Genomic DNA, 16,898 nt, shown 5'->3' on the forward strand with positions numbered 1-16,898 from the left:
CTTTGGACACCCCCTTTCGGCCGCGCCCCGAGGAGATCCCATGAGCACGCCGCCTCTCGCATCCGGACCCCTGGGCCCCGACGCCCTGCGGCCTCTGCTGGACACCGTGCTCGACGCGCTGCGCGCGGGCGGCCGGGCGCGCGGCGGCCCGCTGCCCGCGGGCGGACCCGAGGCGGTGGCCGAGCGGGTCGCGGACGCGGTGGGGGACGTCCTCCCGGACGACGGCGACCCCGACGCCCTGCGCACCCTGGTGACCGCCGTCGCCGAAGGCGCCGCCGACCCCGCCGACCCGCTGTGCGCGGCGCATCTGCACTGCCCGCCGCTGGCCGTCGCCACCGCCGCCGACCTCGCCGCGAGCGCCCTCAACCCGTCCCTGGACTCCTGGGACCAGGCCCCGGCCGCCGCCGCCCTGGAAGCCCTCGTCACCCGCACCCTCGCGCACACCATCGGCCTCCCCGACGCGGTGGTCACCACCGGCGGCACCGAGTCCAACCAGCTCGCGCTGCTGCTGGCCCGCGAAGCCCTGGGGAGCGGCCTGCGGCTGGTCCACGGGGCCAACGCCCACCACTCGCTGCCTCGCGCCGCCTGGCTGCTCGGCCTGCCCGACCCCGTCGTGGTCCCCGCCCCGAACGGCACCCTCGACCCGGCCGCCCTGCACGCCGCCCTCACCCACCTGCCCCGGCCGCTGCTGGTCGCCGCCACCGCGGGCACCACCGACGCCGGGCTCATCGACCCGCTCCCGGAGATCGCCGGGCTCTGCGCCGCCCACGGCGCCCGGCTGCACGTCGACGCCGCCTACGGGGGCGGCCTCGCCTTCAGCGACCGGCACCGGGACAAGCTCGCCGGCCTGGAGCGCGCCCACAGCGTCACCCTCGACCTGCACAAGCTCGGCTGGCAGCCGGTCGCCGCCGGCCTGCTCGCCGTCGCCCGGCCGGGCGAGCTCGGCGTCCTGCACCACCACGCCGACTACCTCAACGCCGACGACGACACCGAGGCCGGCTACCCCGACCTGCTCGGCCGCTCCCTGCGCACCACCCGGCGCCCCGACGTCCTCAAGATCGCGGTCACCCTCAAGACCCTGGGCCGCACCGGACTCGGCGCGCTGGTCGACCAGGTGTGCGCCCGCGCACGGGAGTTCGCCGCCCTGGTCCGCGAGCACCCCGCCTTCGAACTGTACGACCAGCCGAACATCAGCACGGTGCTGTTCCGCCCCACCGGAGCCACCGACGACGACGTCGCCGGCGTACGGCGCAGGCTGCTGCACGACGGCCGGGCGGTACTCGGCCGGGCCCGGCTCGACGACCGGCTCTGGCTCAAGGCCACCCTCCTCAACCCCCACACCCGGCCGGACGAACTGGCCCTCCTCCTGAAACTCGTGGAAGGAACCACGCCCCGATGAGTTCGACGCCCAACCCCCCACGCCACGAGCCCGAGGCACCCCGCGACCTGGTCGGCGTCGGCATCGGGCCGTTCAACCTCTCCCTCGCCGCGCTCGCCCAGCCGCTCACCGAACTCGACGCCGTCTTCTACGAGCAGCGCCCGGGCTTCGACTGGCACGCCGGGCTGCTGATCGACGGCGCCACCATCCAGGTCCCCTTCCTCGCCGACCTGGTGACCCTCGCCGACCCCGCGAACCCCTGGTCGTTCCTCAACTACCTCAAGGCCCGCGACCGGCTCTTCCCCTTCTACTTCGCCGAGCGCTTCCACATCCGGCGCGCCGAGTACGACGCCTACTGCCGCTGGGTCGCCGAGAGCCTGCCCGGACTGTGCTTCTCCCACCAGGTCGACTCCGTCCGCTGGAACTCCGAACGCGACCTGTTCGAGGTCGACTTCACCCGGCTCGACGCCGAGGGCGAGGCCGAGTCGCTCGGCCGCACGTACACGAGGAACGTGGTGCTCGGGGTCGGGACCGTCCCGTACGTGCCCGATCCGCTCCGGCCTCTCGTGGAGTCCCCGGGAGTCCCGGTCATCCACGCGGCCGACTACCTCGACCACCGCGAGGCCTTCCTCGCCGCCGAGCACGTCACCGTCGTGGGCTCCGGGCAGTCCGGCGCCGAGGTCTTCCTCGACCTGCTGCGCAACCGGCCCGCCGGCCGCGAGAAGCTGCACTGGATCGGTCGCAGCGAGGCGTTCGCGCCGATGGAGTACTCCAAGCTCGGCCTGGAGCACTTCACCCCCGACTACACCCGCTACTTCCACGCCCTCACGGAATCCGTCCGGGACCGGGTCGTCTCCGCCCAGTGGCAGCTGCACAAGGGCATCGACGCCGACACCATCGCCGCCATCCACGACGAGCTGTACCGCCGCACACTGCACGGCGGCTGGCCGGAGGCCGTGCTGACGCCCGGCGTCCAGGTCCGCACCGCCGGACGCGTCGCCACCACCAAGGTCGAGCTCCACCTCGAACACGTCCAGCAGGGCAGCCGCTCCCGGCTCACCACCGACGCCGTCGTCCTGGCCACCGGCTACCGCGAACGCCCCCTCGGCCGCCTGCTCGCCGGACTCGACCCCTACCTGCGCCGGGACAACGGCGAACGCCCGCGCGTGGACGAGCGGTTCCGGCTCGTCCTCGACCCGTCGGTGACCGGATCGGCGTACGTCCAGAACGCCGAGTTCCACACCCACGGCGTCGGCGCCCCGGACCTGGGCCTGGCCGCCTGGCGCAGCGCCACCATCCTCAACACCCTGACCGGCAAGGACCCCTACGCGCTGCCCGCGCGCACGGCCTTCACCAGCTTCGGCCTGGAGCGGCCGGAGGAGCGGGTCCCGGCACAGCAGCAGCCGAGGCAGCTCACCCCGCTGGTCGACTGAGCGCGGGGCGCCGGTCCCGGACCGGCGCCCTCCCGGCTCCCTCAGAACACCGGCGTGCCGTCGCGGGTCAGCCTCCAGTCCGCCGACGCGAAGTCCTTCGGCTCCAGGACGCCCCTGGCGGTAACCCACTCGGCGATCCGGGTGCGGATCTCCGTCGACTCCGACCACAGCTCCTTGGCGGAGGCGACGTACGGGAACGCGCCGCCGCCGTTGGCGCGGTAGTTGTTCACCGCGAGCACGAACTGCCGGGTGTCGTCGAGGGCGGCGCCCTCATAGGTCAGGTTCCTGATCCGGGACCCGGCCGCCTGCGCGATGTCGATCTCGTACCGCAGGCCCGAGACGTAGTCGTAGTTGTAGTCCGGGCGGCCGTTCGCGTTCGTCAGCTGGTCCGTGTCCACGGTGACGTCCGCCGCCGTCCGCACGAAGTACTCCGCCGAGTACTCCAGGTACGCGCGGATCTGAGCGCCCGTCATCAGCTTGGCGACCAGCGTGTTGTCGTACACGTACAGGCTCGACAGGTCCCGGACGGTCACGTCGCCGGCCGGGATCTCGGAGGTCCGCGAGAACGGCGAGGCCTGCGCGAGCACCGGCAGCGACGCGTACTCCGTGTTCGCCAGGGCCGCCTTGACCACGTCCTCCTGGACCTTGGTGATCAGGTCGATGATCGGGGCGTCCCGGTACCGGGCCTCGGCCGTCGTCAGGGTCTCCGTCGCGGTGCCTACGACCTGGTTCACGTACGCCACGACCTTGGCGTGCTCGTCCTTCAGGAGTCGGGTGATCCTCGGGTCGTCGGCGACCGTGCCGGAGTTCAGCAGCGAGGCCGCGACGGACTCCACCTCCCACCCGCCCCCGGTGAACACCAGCTCGATGTCGAAGAGGGAGAGGCGCTCGGCGTAGCACAGCGGCTCGGAGAGGACGACGGTCCTGCCCGTGGCCTCGTTGACGACCTTCAGCTCCGGGATCTCCACGTGCGCGTGGCCGACCAGGACGGCGTCGATGCCCGGCACCTGCCTGGCCACGTTCGCCGCCGCGTTCTCCACGTACGGCACCTGGTCGCCGTAGGAGGAGGTGCCCGAGGAGCCGGAGTGCGCCGAGACCACGACCACGTCCGCGCCCATCGCCTTCAGCTTCGGCACCCACTTCGCGGCCTGCTCCTCCAGGCCGGGGAAGGCGAGCCTGCCCTGGACGTAGGCCTTGTCCCAGATCGCGATGCCCGGGTTGGTCAGACCGAGGACGGCGACCTTGACCGGCGGGGCGCCGGGGACGTGGAACTTCTTGATGAGGTACGGCGGGAAGGCGGGCCTCAGGGTCGTCGCGTCGACCGCGTTGGCGCCGAGCAGCGGGAAGTGCAGCTGGTCCTCGAACCTGCGGAGCGTCTCGATGCCGTAGTTGAACTCGTGGTTGCCGAGCGCCGCCGCGTCGTACCCGATCGCGTTCATGGCCTGCGCCATCGGATGCACCGGTCCGCCCTCGGCGGTGATCGGGTCGACCTTGGCGTAGTAGTACGTGAGCGGGGTGCCCTGAATGGTGTCACCGGCGTCCAGGAGCAGGGTGTTGCGACGGCCCTTCGCCTTGCGCACCTGCTCGACCAGGGTCGAGATGCGCGCCAGGCCCATCGCGTTTCCGGCCTTGTCGGAGTACTCCGCGTCCTTGAAGTAGTCCCAGTTGAAGACGTGCCCGTGCAGGTCGGTGGTGCCCATGACGGTGAGCGAGTACCGCTTCGGGCGCCGGGCCGGCCGTACCGACGCCTGCGCCGGGGCCGCCGCCGCGCCGGCGGTCGCCACGCCCGCTCCGGTCGCGGCGGACTTCTCCAGGAACTTCCGACGGTTCAAGGGCATCTCTTGATCTCCTCGTGATTCGGTCAACGACGCGCGTAGATTCTGTCCTGCGCATGACCGTCGGCAACAGGCCCGGGAGGTTTCGATCCGGTGACCTGAGCGCGCCGTATTCAACAAGTGCGAGATGCTCATAGGAGCGGTGAGCCGCACATTCAACACTTGTCAATAGGCCTTCACGCAAAGGTTGTTGGGTCGTCATGTACGACCAATTCTCTACCGGCCGGTAAGGCCTAGGCTCGAAGCATGCGCCGAGCAAAGATCGTTTGTACTCTGGGGCCCGCCACCGACTCGTACGACCAGATCAAGGCCCTGGTCGAGGCCGGCATGGACGTCGCCCGATTCAACCTCAGCCACGGCAGCTACGCCGAGCACGAGGAGCGCTACCAGCGTGTCCGCAAGGCCTCCGACGAGACCGGTCGCAGCGTCGGGATGCTCGCCGACCTTCAAGGCCCGAAGATCCGGCTCGGCCGCTTCACCGAAGGCCCGGTACTCCTCGAACGCGGTGACACCTTCGTCATCACGGTGGAGGAGGGCGCCGAGGGCGACCGGAACCAGTGCGGGACGACGTACACGGGTCTGGCGGGTGACGTCACCCCCGGCGAGCGCGTCCTCGTCGACGACGGCAAGGTCTGCCTGGAGGTCACCCGCGTCGACGGCCCCCGCGTGCACACCACGGTGGTCGAGGGCGGCATGGTCTCCGACCACAAGGGCCTCAACCTCCCCGGCGTCGCCGTCTCCGTCCCCGCCCTGTCCGACAAGGACGAGGCCGACCTGCGGTGGGCGCTGCGCACCGGCTTCGACGTGATCGCCCTGTCCTTCGTCCGCAGCGGCCGGGACATCGAGGACGTCCACCGCATCATGGACGAGGAGGGCCGCCGCCTTCCCGTGATCGCCAAGGTCGAGAAGCCGCAGGCCGTCGAGAACATCGACTCCATCGTGGCCGCCTTCGACGGCATCATGGTCGCCCGCGGCGACCTCGGCGTGGAGATGCCGCTGGAGCAGGTGCCGATCGTCCAGAAGCGCGCCGTCAAGCTGGCCAAGCGCAACGCCAAGCCGGTCATCGTCGCCACCCAGATGCTCGACTCGATGATCGAGAACTCGCGCCCGACCCGCGCCGAGGCCTCCGACGTCGCCAACGCGGTCATCGACGGCACCGACGCGGTGATGCTCTCCGGCGAGACCAGCGTCGGCAAGTACCCGATCGAGACCGTCCGCACCATGGCGAAGATCGTCGAGGCGGCCGAGGAGGACATCCTCGCCAAGGGCCTGCCGCCGCTGACCGAGAGCAACAAGCCCCGCACCCAGGGCGGCGCGGTCGCCCGGGCCGCCGCCGAGATGGGCGACTTCCTGGGCGCGAAGTTCCTGGTCGCGTTCACCCAGTCGGGAGACACCGTCCGCCGGCTCTCCCGCTACCGCTCGCCGATCCCGCTGCTCGCCTTCACCCCGGAACCGGCCACCCGCTCCCAGCTCAACCTCACCTGGGGCGTCGAGACCTTCCTCGGCCCGCACGTCGACTCGACGGACAAGATGGTCGACCAGGTCGACGAACTGCTGCTGAAGTACGGGCGCTGCCAGAAGGGCGACGTCGTGGTCATCACGGCGGGTTCCCCGCCCGGCGTCTCCGGCTCCACCAACATGGTCCGGGTGCACCACATCGGCGAGGACGACAGCCCCAAGTGACGTGCGAAGGGCCCCTCCGGCCGACCGGAGGGGCCCTTCGGCAACGCAATTACGCGACCTTGGAATCCAAGCAAAAGTGCCCCGGGTCGGACTCGAACCGACACTGTACGGGTTTTGAATCCGTTGCCTGCTGCCAATTGGGCTACCGGGGCTCGAAGAATCAAAGGTGAACCCCGACCCTCCGCGCGTCCACCATACCGTAGCTAGGTAGGCTCTTGTCAGCAGTACCCCTGCCCTGAACGAGGAGCCCCCGTGACCGCCGCCGAGTCGCCCCAGCCAGTCGACGCACCCGACGACAAGTCGCACGTGCCTCCGCTGACGACCCGTGTCGTCATCGCCGAGGACGAGGCCCTGATCCGGCTCGACCTGAAAGAGATGCTGGAGGAGGAGGGGTACACGGTCGTCGGCGAGGCCGGTGACGGCGAGCAGGCCGTCGAGCTGGCCCGCGAGCACCGCCCCGACCTCGTCATCCTCGACGTCAAGATGCCCAAGCTGGACGGCATCTCGGCGGCCGAGAAGATCGCCGAGGAGTCCATCGCCCCGGTCCTGATGCTCACCGCCTTCTCGCAGCGCGACCTCGTCGAGCGTGCCCGCGACGCCGGCGCGATGGCGTACCTGGTCAAGCCGTTCAGCAAGAGCGACGTCGTCCCGGCGATCGAGATGGCCGTCTCCCGCTTCAACGAGCTGCGCCAGCTGGAGCAGGAGGTCGCCGACCTCACCCAGCGCCTGGAGACCCGCAAGCTCGTCGACCGCGCCAAGTCGGTCCTGCAGACCGAGTACGGCCTGACGGAGCCGGCCGCGTTCCGCTGGATCCAGAAGACGTCGATGGACCGCCGCATGTCGATGCAGCAGGTCGCCGAGGCGGTCATCGCGGACAGCGAGGAGAAGAAGTCCAGCAAGGGCTGACCCGCACACGTACGAACGCCGAGGCCCGTGCTCCGGAGAAGGGAGCACGGGCCTCGGCGATGCCGGCAGGGGAAGCGCCCCGTAAGGGGCGCGGGGAACTGCGCGACCAGCCCCCACGCACCCGCAGCCGACCTACTGCCTAGTCCTCGCCCAAGTAGGCCTTCCTGACGGACTCGTCATGGAGCAGATCCTGCCCGCTGCCGGACAGCACGATGTTCCCGACCTCCATCACATGCCCCTGGTCGGCCAGCGACAACGCCGCCTGCGCGTTCTGCTCGACCAGCAGGATCGTCGTCCCCTGCGACTTCAGCTCCAGGATCGTCGCCATGATCTTCTGCATCATGATCGGCGACAGTCCCATCGACGGCTCGTCCAGCATCAGCAGCTTCGGCTGGGACATCAGCGCCCGCCCCATCGCCAGCATCTGCTGCTCGCCGCCCGAGAGGGTGCCCGCGGCCTGCTTGCGCCGCTCGCCCAGGATCGGGAAGAGGTCGTAGGCCCGCTGGATGTCCTTCTCGATGCCCGCCTTGTCCTTCCGGAGGAACGCACCGAGCTGGAGGTTCTCCGCGATGGTCAGGCGGGGGAAGATGTGCCGGCCCTCGGGGGAGTGGGCGAGCCCGAGCGCGACGATCTTGTGCGCCGGCACCCCGCTGAGCGGCTTGCCGTCGAACACGACCTTGCCCGAGGCCGGCTTGAGCAGCCCCGACAGGGTCCGCAGGGTCGTCGTCTTGCCGGCGCCGTTGGTGCCGATGAGGGTCACGACCTGACCGGCCTCGACGCTGAACGAGATGCCCTTGACGGCCTCGATCTTCCCGTAGGCGACCCTGAGGTCCTCGACCTCCAGCAGTGCGGTCACTGGGCCTCTCCCTTGGTGGTGCTGTCCGCCTCGGTGCTCTCCGCGTCGGCGGCCTCCGCGTCGGCGGGCGGGGCCGCGTCGGTGGTCCGGTCCTCGGCGGCGGCCTCCGCGGCCTCGACCTCGGCCGCCTCGGCCGTCCCGGGGTCGCCCTCGAAGGGCTCGCCCAGATAGGCGGCGATGACCCGGTCGTCCGCCTGGACGACGTCGGAGGTGCCCTCGACGAGCTTCTCGCCCTGTACGAGGACGGCGACCCGGTCGCACAGGTTGAAGATGAAGCGCATGTCGTGCTCGATGACGAGGACGGCGATGCCCTTGTCCCGGATGGCGAAGACCAGTTCCTCGGTGGCCCGGGTCTCCTGCGGGTTCATGCCGGCCGTCGGCTCGTCGAGCAGCAGCAGGCCGGGCTCGCTGGCCAGCGCCCGCGCGATCTCCAGCTTGCGCTGCTCGCCGTAGGGCAGGTTGCGCGCGAGGTGGTCGCGCTTGGCGGCCAGGCCGATGAACTCCAGGAGCTCCATGGCCTTCGCCTCGGACTCCTTCTCGGCCTTGCGGAAGCCGGGGCCGCGCAGCAGCGCCGACCACAGACCCTCCTTGGTCCGCGTGTGGCGGCCCACGAGGACGTTCTCCAGGACGGTCATGTTGGCGAAGAGCCGGATGTTCTGGAACGTCCGGGCGATGCCCGCCTGCGTCACCAGGTGCGGCTTGGGCGGCAGCACCTTGCCCTGGTAGGAGACCGTGCCCTCGGTGGGCACGTACAGGCCGGTGAGGCAGTTGAAGAAGGTGGTCTTGCCGGCGCCGTTCGGGCCGATCAGGCCCACGATCTCGCCGCTGTTGACCGTGAAGTCCACGGACCGGACGGCGGTCAGACCACCGAAGCGCATCGTGACGTCACGGGCTTCGAGTACAGGTGTCGTCATGGCTGCTTACGCCCCTGCCTTGGTGACGGCCGGATCGTCGCTCAGCGTCGCCTGCGCGGGTACGTCGAGCTGGCCGGTCTCGTGGAACTCCAGCTGGCGGCGGCGGTTGGCGATGATGCCCTCCGGCCGGAACCGCATCAGCAGGATCAGCGCGACGCCGAAGGCGAACAGCTCGTAGTTCTGCAGGAACTGGAGCTTCTCCGGGACCAGGTAGAGCACGCTCGCGCCGAGCAGCGGGCCGCTGACGGTGCCCATGCCGCCGAGGACGACGGCGGCCAGCAGGAAGGCCGAGTTGGGCGGGGCGGCGCCGGCGAACTGGTACGGCTGCGGGTTCACGCTGTAGTTGACGTGCGCCATCACGGTGCCGGCGAGGCCCGCGAGGGAGGCGCCGAGGGCGAAGGCGATCAGCTTGACGCGGAAGCCGTTGATGCCCATGGCGGTGGCGGCGGTCTCGTCCTCGCGGATCGCGATCCAGGAGCGGCCGATACGGGAGTCGGCGGCGCGGGTGAAGACGAGCACGACGATCGCCGTGACGATGAGCATCAGGAACAGGTAGTTGGCGAACCGGCCCAGGTTCTGCCCGAGGATGTTGTGCGACTCGCCCAGGTTGAACCCGAAGATGCTCAGGTCCGGGATCTGGGTGATGCCGTTGGGGCCGCGGGTGATGTTCGGGCCGGAGTCGCCGTCGAGGTTGTTGACGGTGATGCGGAAGATCTCACCGAAGCCGAGGGTGACGATGGCCAGGTAGTCGCCGCGCAGTCGCAGGGTCGGAGCGCCGATCAGCACACCGAAGACCAGTGAGGCGGCCATGCCGGTGAGGGCGGCGGCCCAGAACGGGAAGTGCACTCCGGAGAACCGGGAGTACTCCGAGCCGGAGACCAGGGCGGCCGCGTACGCACCGACACCGAGGAACGCGACGTAACCGAGGTCGAGCAGACCGGTGAGGCCGACGACGATGTTCAGGCCGAGGGCGACGGTGGCGAAGATGAGGATGTTCACGCCGACGTTGGCGTTGTGGTCGTCGCTCTGCGTGAAGGGGAAGATCACCGCCGCGACGAAGGCGAGTGCCGAGGCGAACCCCTTGTGGTGCGCCGCGGTGGTCGCGAAGCGGTCGACGAGGCCGGTGTGCATGAGGGCCCAGGCGGCGAACACGAGCAGCAGCAGGTAGCCGATGAAGGTCTCGCTGGCGTCGTTGTCGATGCCGATGCCGTAGGTGAAGACCACCAGGGCGAGCGCGACGCCGACCGTGATGACGACGCGCTCGGTGAGCGGTGACGTCTTGCCGGGGGCGGGCAGCTGAGGCTTGGTCAGGTAGCCGCGGACGCCGGTGCCCGGAGCCGGGTGGGGCAGCGCGAGGGCGCCGACGACGGGCAGCGCGGAGGCCGCCATCGCCACGTAGGCGCCGGGGTCGAGGTTGACCAGGCCGCCGAGGTCGACGGCGATGGCGATGCCGGTGAACCAGCAGACGGCGAACGCCGACAGGGCCGTCAGGAAGACCGGGGAGGTGGCGCCCGCCGGGTTCAGCCAGCGCAGCCACTTGACGTCCCACAGGGTGAGCCCGAACAGCAGGGTGAGGGCGCCGCCCACGAGGGCCAGGATCTGCAGGCCGGCCGGGTAGCCGTAGACGGTCAGGTCGCCGGGGAACTCGGAGGTCCAGGTCCAGCTCATGAAGGTGCTGGCGATGGTGCCCACGGCACCGGCGGCGATGAACAGCCGGGCGGCGGACAGCGGCAGCGCGACGGGCCCGCGACCGGCCGTGGCCGGGGAGTTGGTGGTGTCGGTCATGCTGCTCACGCCCTGTCCGCGACGCGTTCGCCGAGCAGACCCTGTGGTCTGAAGAGGAGTACGAGGATCAGCAGGACGAAGGCCCACACCGAGGCCCAGCCGCCACCGCCGAGTTGCTGCATGCCGGGAATGTTGGCGATGTAGGCGGTGGCCATGGCCTCGGCGATACCGAGGACGAGGCCGCCGAGCATGGCGCCGTAGATGTTGCCGATGCCGCCGAGGACGGCCGCGGTGAACGCCTTCAGACCGGCGATGAAGCCCATGTCGTAGGAGACGGAGCCGTACTTGAGGCCGTACGACACACCGGCGACGGCCGCGAAGAAGCCGCCGATCGCGAAGGCGATGACGATGATGCGGTTGGTGTCGATGCCCATCAGCTGGGCGGTGTCCGGGTCCTGGGCGGTGGCCTGCATGGCGCGGCCGGTGCGGGAGAGCCGGACGAACAGGGCGAGGATCGCCATGCACAGCGGGGCGGCGATGATCAGGAAGATGTCACCGCTCTGCACGGTCACGGAGCCGATGTGCAAGGGACCGAACGGCAGTTGGGGGAAGACCCGGGCGGTCTTGGCGTCGCCGTCGACGTGGTACCAGTTGAAGACCGCCTGCTGCAGTGCGAGCGACAGGCCGATCGCGGTGATCAGCGGGGCGAGGCGTGGCGCGCCGCGCAGTGGCCGGTAGGCGAAGCGCTCGGCGCCGACGGCGATGAGGACGGAGGCCAGGGCGCCGCCGATGAGCATCGCCGGCAGGGCTACCCACATGGATATGCCGTCCGGCAGGAGAAGGTAGACCGTGAGGGCGCCGAAGCCTCCGGTCATGAAGATCTCGCCGTGGGCGAAGTTGATGAGCTGGACGATGCCGTACACCATCGTGTAGCCGATGGCGATCAGACCGTACATCGAGCCGAGGAACAGCCCGTTGGCCAGCTGCTGCGGCAGGGTGTTCACCGCATGGCCTCCATGTGGTGGGGAGAGTCAGGGGGGCGTAGAAGGCGGGCCGCGCGGTGACGGTGGTCTGCGCCGCGCGGCCCTGGTGGTGCGATCTGTTCCGGCTGGTTACTTCGGGGTGGCAACGCCGCTCTGGACGGACTTCCACGCACCGCTGACGACCTTGTAGACGGTCAGCTGCTTGTTCGTGGTGTCGCCGTACTGGTCGAACGAGATCTTGCCGGAGATGCCCTCGAAGGAGGTGTTCTGCACGGCGCTGACGATCTGGGAGCGGGCGTCGTCCGGGATCTTGCCGTCCTTCACGACGGAGCCGACGGCCTTGATGATCGCGGTGGTGGCGTCGTAGGAGTACGAGCCGTAGGTGCCGTAGTCACCGGGGTACTTCTTGGCCTTGTAGGTGGCCACGAAGTCCTTGGCGGCGGGCAGGGTGTCGACCGGGACACCGATCGACGTCACCAGGTCGCCCTCGGCGGCCTTGCCGGCGGTCTTGATGTAGGTCGGGGTGAACATGCCGTCGCCGCCGAACAGCGGGATGTTGGCGCCCGCGTCCTTGAGCTGCTTGGTCAGCACCTCGGACTCGTCGTACTGGCCGCCGTAGTAGAGGATGTCGGCGCCCGAGTTCTTGATCTTGGTGACCAGGGTCGAGAAGTCACGGTCGCCGGTGTTGACGTGGTCGGTGCCGATGACCTTGCCGCCCTGCTTGGCGAACTGCTCCGAGAAGATCTTCGACAGGCCGGCGCCGTAGGTCTGCTTGTCGTCGACGACGAAGGCCTTCTTCTTCTTGGCGACGTTGTAGGCGTAGTCCGCCGCGTAGGCGCCCTGCAGGGCGTCGGTGGTCGCGGTGCGGAAGTACGTCTTGAACGGGCGGGACGGGCTGGTCTGCCAGTTCTTGCCCATGGTCAGCTCGGGGTTGGTGTTGGACGGCGAGATCTCCACCAGGTTGGCGGTGGCGAAGACCTGCTGCATCTGCGTGGCCACACCGGAGTTGAGCGGGCCGACGACGCCGAGCACCGTCTTGTCCGAGACGAGCTGGGTGGCGTTCTGCTGGCCGGTGGCCGGAATCGCCTTGTCGTCCAGCGCCTTGATCTTGAAGGTGACGCCCGGGACGGTCTTGTTCTTGTTGGCGTCGTCGACGGCGATCTGGGCGCCGTACTGGATGCCGAGACCCGTGGCGGAGTTCTGGCCGGTCAGCGGGGCGTCGACGCCGATCGTGACCGTCACGTTGCCGCTGTCGCCGCTCTTGCTGTTGTCGCCGCGGGAGCCGCAGGCGGTGAGGGTCAGGGCTCCGGTGGTCAGCACGGAGGTAAGAATCACCAGAGAACGCTGTCGCACAATCGATCCTTTCCGCGGGCAGCGCGTCCCCGAGCAGGGAACGACGAATGCCGCGCCGGTACCGAACTCCCCATGGAGCGGTGACTGGCCGTGACTCTAAGCGCGGGCGAGGAACGTGGAGGAGTGCTTGACCAAGGCTGTGACGCTCTTGTTATGACACGAGGTAATGCAGAGCGGTACAGCGTGGGGGGAAAGCAGGAATTGAGCCCGATTCGCCCCGTCCGCATTCTGAGAACCTGCAGGACCCGGCGTGATCGGTTCAGGCGTCTCGACGGTTTTGGGCATTACGCCTGACCGTTGCTGTGGGCGACTTTCGAGACGGGCGGGAGACGCGGCGCGCCCCGGGAACTGGGGTGGGACAGCGAATGTGGATTACACGCGTATTACGTAGAGTTACGTCGGGGAAAGAAAGTCAAGCCTTCGGAACTTTTTCGCATTTCTCTGCGTGCGGGCGGCGGTGCCGCCTGCCGGTCCCCTGGGGTTCTCTTACCGGGTGCCGGCCTCGGCACGCTGTGCCGAGGCCCTTCGCCCGCAGGCTCGTCTCTCAGGCGCCGGCGCCCTGCTGGAGGTGGACCTCGTCGCCCGGGCGCACGTCACGCAGCAGGCAGGTCAGCCGCGCGCTGCACACCCGCCGCCCCTCCTCGTCGCTGATCACGATCTCGTACGTCGCCGTCGAACGCCCCCGGTGCACCGGCGTGGCCACGCCGGTGACGAGGCCGGAGCGGGCGCCGCGGTGGTGCGTGCAGTTCAGGTCGACACCGACCGCGATCTTCGAACTGCCGCCGTGCAGCATCGAACCGACCGAGCCCAGGGTCTCCGCCAGCACCGCACTGGCGCCGCCGTGCAGCAGCCCGTACGGCTGGGTGTTGCCCTCCACCGGCATGGTGCCGACGACCCGTTCCGCCGAGGCCTCCACGATCTGCACGCCCATCCGGTTGCCGAGGTGGCCCGCCGAGAACAGGGCCCGCAGGTCGACGCCGAGCGAGGCGTACTCGTCGATGACCTCCTGCGGGAACTTCACGTGCTGCTGCTCGCCCATGGGCCGGCTCCGTTCGTCGTGCGCTGTCTCTCTCGGCTGAGCAAACGCTCAGTCGGCCGCCGATTCTTCCAGACGCACTGAGCGGGCGCTCAGACGGAGGCTCTCGGGTGCGGCACACCCGCCTCCAGCCGGATCACCACGGACTTGCTGGCCGGGGTGTTGCTGATGTCCGCCGTCGAGTCGAGCGGCACCAGCACGTTGGTCTCCGGGTAGTACGCGGCCGCGCAGCCCCGGGAGGTCGGGTAGTGCACCACCCGGAAGCCCGGCGCCCGGCGCTCCACGCCGTCCTTCCACTCGCCGACCAGGTCCACGTACGACCCGTCGGCCACGCCCAGCAGCCGCGCGTCCTCCGGGTTCACCAGGACCACCCGGCGGCCGTTCTTGATGCCCCGGTAGCGGTCGTCCAGGCCGTAGATCGTGGTGTTGTACTGGTCGTGCGAGCGCAGCGTCTGCAACAGCAGCCGCCCCTCGGGCAGTTCGGGGTACTCGACCGGCGCCGCCGTGAAGTTCGCCTTGCCGGTGGCCGTCGGGAAGCGCCGTTCGTCCCGCGGGGCGTGCGGGAGCGCGAAGCCGCCCGGGTGCGCCACGCGCGCGTTGAAGTCGTCGAAGCCGGGGATCACGCGCGCGATACGGTCCCGGACCGTCGCGTAGTCCTTCTCGAACTCCTCCCACGGCGTACGGCTGTTGTCGCCGAGCACCCGGCGGGCCAGCCGGCACACGATGGCCGGCTCCGACAGCAGGTGCGGGCTCGCGGGCTCCAGGCGGCCGCGCGAGGCGTGCACCATGCCCATGGAGTCCTCGACGGTGACGAACTGCTCGCCGCCGCCCTGGAGATCGCGCTCGGTGCGGCCGAGCGTCGGCAGGATCAGCGCCCGCGCGCCCGTGACGACGTGCGAGCGGTTGAGCTTCGTGGACACGTGCACGGTCAGCCGGGCCCGGCGCACCGCCGCCTCGGTGACCTCCGTGTCGGGTGTCGCGGAGACGAAGTTGCCGCCCATCGCGAAGAAGACCTTCGCCTCGCCGTCGCGCAGCGCACGGATGGCCCGGACGACGTCGAAGCCGTGCTCGCGCGGCGGCGCGAAGCCGAACTCCTTCTCCAGGGCGTCCAGGAAGGCCGGGGCCGGCCGCTCGAAGATGCCCATCGTGCGGTCGCCCTGCACGTTCGAATGACCGCGGACCGGGCACACGCCCGCGCCCGGGCGGCCGATGTTGCCGCGCAGCAGAAGGAAGTTGACGACCTCCCGGATCGTCGGCACCGAGTGCTTGTGCTGGGTGAGCCCCATGGCCCAGCAGACGATGGTGCGCTCCGAGGCGAGCACCATGGCGAGGGTCTTCTCGATCTCCTCGCGGGTGAGTCCGGTGGCGGTGAGCGTCTCGTGCCAGTCGGCGGCGCGGGCCGCCGCCGCGAACTCCTCGTACCCGTGGGTGTGTTCGCGCACGAACTCCTCGTCGACCGCGCCCTCGGTCTCCAGCACGAGCTTGTTGAGGAGCCGGAACAGGGCCTGGTCGCCGCCGATGCGGATCTGCAGGAACAGGTCGGTGAGGGCGGCGCCCTTGACCATGCCCTGCGGGGTCTGCGGGTTCTTGAACCGCTCCAGACCGGCCTCCGGCAGCGGGTTCACGCTGATGATCTTCGCGCCGTTGGCCTTGGCCTTCTCCAGCGCGGAGAGCATCCGGGGGTGGTTGGTGCCCGGGTTCTGCCCGGCGACGATGATCAGGTCGGCCTTGTACAGGTCCTCGAGGCGGACACTGCCCTTGCCGATGCCGATGGTCTCGCTCAGCGCCGAGCCCGAGGACTCGTGGCACATGTTGGAGCAGTCCGGCAGGTTGTTGGTGCCCAGCTCGCGCGCGAACAGCTGGTACAGGAACGCGGCCTCGTTGCTGGTCCGCCCCGAGGTGTAGAAGACCGCCTCGTCGGGGGAGGAGAGGGCCGAGATCTCCTCGCCGATGATGTCGAAGGCGCGCTCCCAGTCGACCGGCTCGTAGTGCTCGGCGCCCTCGGCGAGATACATGGGGTGGGTCAGCCGCCCCTGCTGGCCGAGCCAGTAACCGCTGCGGTGGTGCAGGTCGGCGACCGAGTGCGCGGCGAAGAACTCGGGGGTCACCCGGCGCAGGGTGGCCTCCTCGGCCACCGCCTTGGCGCCGTTCTCGCAGAACTCGGCCGTGTGCCGGTGGTCGGGCTCCGGCCAGGCGCAGCCGGGGCAGTCGAAGCCGTCCTTCTGGTTCACCCGCAGCAGCGTCAGCGCGGTGCGCTTCACGCCCATCTGCTGCTGGGCCATGCGCAGCGTGTGCCCGATGGCGGGCAGCCCCGCGGCCGCGTGCTTCGGCTCCGCGACCTGCGGCGCGTCCTGGACCGGATCCTCCTTGGGCGGCTTCGTCGCCATCGCACGCTCTCTCTCTACGCCGGCACAACAGTGCCTCCGATCCTCGCACGCGCCACCGACGACGATCGAGTACGGGCTGCCCGGCGGAAGCGGAACCAATGCCTGACAGAGCCGCGCCCTCCCGGCACCCCGCCCGGCCCCGCGTCCCGGCGGCCGACGGTCAGCCTCTCCCCGCGGTCACCCAGGGCGCCTGACAGAGCCGTGCTCTCCCGGCATCCCGCCCGGCCCCGCGTCCCCGCGGCCGACGTGCGGCCGCCGGTCCGCCTCTCCCCGCGGTCACCCAGGGCGGGCTGTCGCTTGACGGACCGCGATTCGACGTCCCGCAGATGATGATCGGCCGCTTCTCCTTCGGCTTCCTCGGCAACCTCCTGCCCTCCCTCCCCGCTCTCTCCCCGCTCCGAAGCCGCCG

12 protein-coding genes and 1 tRNA gene are annotated in these 16,898 nt (G+C 70.0%); 4 read left to right on the forward strand and 9 right to left on the reverse strand.

Features of this window, described 5'->3' with window-relative positions:
• Nucleotides 1-40: 40 nt before the first annotated feature.
• Nucleotides 41-1,399 (forward strand): pyridoxal phosphate-dependent decarboxylase family protein, encoded by a 1,359-nt coding sequence (locus tag ACFY0K_RS09075; protein WP_390639264.1) that lies wholly within the window; start codon nt 41-43, stop codon nt 1,397-1,399.
• Nucleotides 1,396-2,811 (forward strand): lysine N(6)-hydroxylase/L-ornithine N(5)-oxygenase family protein, encoded by a 1,416-nt coding sequence (locus tag ACFY0K_RS09080; protein ID WP_390639265.1) that lies wholly within the window; start codon nt 1,396-1,398, stop codon nt 2,809-2,811. The genes ACFY0K_RS09075 and ACFY0K_RS09080 overlap by 4 nt, the downstream gene beginning before the upstream one ends.
• A 41-nt stretch (nt 2,812-2,852) precedes the next feature.
• On the opposite strand, the gene ACFY0K_RS09085 is transcribed toward ACFY0K_RS09080, so the two are convergent.
• A complete protein-coding gene (locus ACFY0K_RS09085; protein WP_390639266.1) occupies nt 2,853-4,649 on the reverse strand; it encodes a bifunctional metallophosphatase/5'-nucleotidase in 1,797 nt (598 codons plus the stop codon).
• Between the two features lie 243 nt (nt 4,650-4,892).
• Here ACFY0K_RS09085 and pyk point away from each other — a divergent pair, with 243 nt between their 5' ends.
• Nucleotides 4,893-6,329 carry a pyruvate kinase gene (pyk, locus tag ACFY0K_RS09090; RefSeq protein WP_390639267.1) on the forward strand — a complete coding sequence of 479 codons (1,437 nt, stop codon included), beginning with the start codon at nt 4,893-4,895 and terminating at the stop codon, nt 6,327-6,329.
• A gap of 77 nt (nt 6,330-6,406) precedes the next feature.
• On the opposite strand, the gene ACFY0K_RS09095 is transcribed toward pyk, so the two are convergent.
• Nucleotides 6,407-6,481, reverse strand: a tRNA-Leu gene (locus ACFY0K_RS09095).
• Between the two features lie 100 nt (nt 6,482-6,581).
• Here ACFY0K_RS09095 and ACFY0K_RS09100 point away from each other — a divergent pair.
• Complete coding sequence (locus ACFY0K_RS09100; RefSeq protein ID WP_382732698.1) at nt 6,582-7,235, forward strand: ANTAR domain-containing response regulator; 654 nt, start codon at nt 6,582-6,584, stop codon at nt 7,233-7,235.
• Nucleotides 7,236-7,374: 139 nt separating this feature from the next.
• Here ACFY0K_RS09100 and ACFY0K_RS09105 read toward each other — a convergent pair whose 3' ends face one another.
• The 7 genes from ACFY0K_RS09105 to ACFY0K_RS09135 all read right to left on the reverse strand — a co-directional run bounded on the left by ACFY0K_RS09105 (nt 7,375) and on the right by ACFY0K_RS09135 (nt 16,489).
• Nucleotides 7,375-8,091: an ABC transporter ATP-binding protein gene (locus ACFY0K_RS09105; RefSeq protein ID WP_181804926.1), complete on the reverse strand. Its 717-nt coding sequence runs from the start codon at nt 8,089-8,091 to the stop codon at nt 7,375-7,377.
• Nucleotides 8,088-9,005 (reverse strand): ABC transporter ATP-binding protein, encoded by a 918-nt coding sequence (locus ACFY0K_RS09110; RefSeq protein ID WP_390639268.1) that lies wholly within the window; start codon nt 9,003-9,005, stop codon nt 8,088-8,090. The genes ACFY0K_RS09105 and ACFY0K_RS09110 overlap by 4 nt, the downstream gene beginning before the upstream one ends.
• Before the next feature lie 6 nt (nt 9,006-9,011).
• Entirely contained in the window at nt 9,012-10,790 is a 1,779-nt protein-coding gene (locus ACFY0K_RS09115; protein ID WP_390639472.1) for a branched-chain amino acid ABC transporter permease, read from the reverse strand.
• Nucleotides 10,791-10,795: 5 nt separating this feature from the next.
• Nucleotides 10,796-11,734, reverse strand: a complete 939-nt coding sequence (locus ACFY0K_RS09120; protein ID WP_352355387.1) for a branched-chain amino acid ABC transporter permease — start codon at nt 11,732-11,734, stop codon at nt 10,796-10,798.
• 108 nt (nt 11,735-11,842) lie between these two features.
• Nucleotides 11,843-13,051, reverse strand: a complete 1,209-nt coding sequence (locus tag ACFY0K_RS09125; protein ID WP_390639473.1) for a branched-chain amino acid ABC transporter substrate-binding protein — start codon at nt 13,049-13,051, stop codon at nt 11,843-11,845.
• Between the two features lie 559 nt (nt 13,052-13,610).
• Nucleotides 13,611-14,105: a hotdog fold thioesterase gene (locus ACFY0K_RS09130; RefSeq protein WP_351958338.1), complete on the reverse strand. Its 495-nt coding sequence runs from the start codon at nt 14,103-14,105 to the stop codon at nt 13,611-13,613.
• Between the two features lie 89 nt (nt 14,106-14,194).
• Nucleotides 14,195-16,489: an FdhF/YdeP family oxidoreductase gene (locus ACFY0K_RS09135; RefSeq protein WP_390639269.1), complete on the reverse strand. Its 2,295-nt coding sequence runs from the start codon at nt 16,487-16,489 to the stop codon at nt 14,195-14,197.
• Nucleotides 16,490-16,898 lie beyond the last annotated feature (409 nt).

The sequence above is a fragment of the Streptomyces sp. NPDC001507 genome, assembly GCF_042894765.1.
GTDB lineage: Bacteria > Actinomycetota > Actinomycetes > Streptomycetales > Streptomycetaceae > Streptomyces.